The organism is Xenorhabdus szentirmaii DSM 16338, from assembly GCF_002632585.1.
In the GTDB taxonomy this organism is placed as follows: Bacteria; Pseudomonadota; Gammaproteobacteria; order Enterobacterales; family Enterobacteriaceae; genus Xenorhabdus; species Xenorhabdus szentirmaii.
In genome coordinates, this window is sequence record NZ_NIBV01000045.1 from 1 (window position 1) to 461 (window position 461).

Here is a 461-nt window from a genome sequence, read left to right on the forward strand (position 1 = left end):
GTGCGTTGACGCTGCGGGAGATTGCTGAACAGAGGAAACAGCGACATCGTGTATAGGCTATCAGAACGTGCTGCGGAGGACTTTGCAAGTATTTATGATTATACGTTGATACAATTTGGGGAAGCCCAAGCTGATCACTATACAGACGCTCTGAACGCATTTTTAGAGACGCTGGCAAATATGCCCGATATTGGACGGGATTATCCGGCAGTATACGGTGTTAGACGGATAGAATTTCAGCGCCACACTGTTTTTTACACTGTCCGAGACAGCGATATCCTGATCGCCCGTATCTTGCATCAACAGATGGATCACGCCCAACATTTATGGTGACCGTGATGATCAACAGTTTGTGCTTCTTTTCACAATATCAATCACGCCATATTTAAAATATCACTGATAAAACCGCCTCAAAACGATTTTGAGCGATTTTTTTGCTCTTGATGATGGAATCTGTGTTG

The 461-nt window shown here is 44.0% G+C and carries 1 protein-coding gene; it reads left to right on the plus strand.

The window, feature by feature from the left end; genetic code table 11:
* Positions 1-48 precede the first annotated feature (48 nt).
* Positions 49-333, plus strand: a complete 285-nt coding sequence (locus Xsze_RS21565; protein WP_099134081.1) for a type II toxin-antitoxin system RelE/ParE family toxin — start codon at positions 49-51, stop codon at positions 331-333.
* Positions 334-461: the final 128 nt, after the last annotated feature.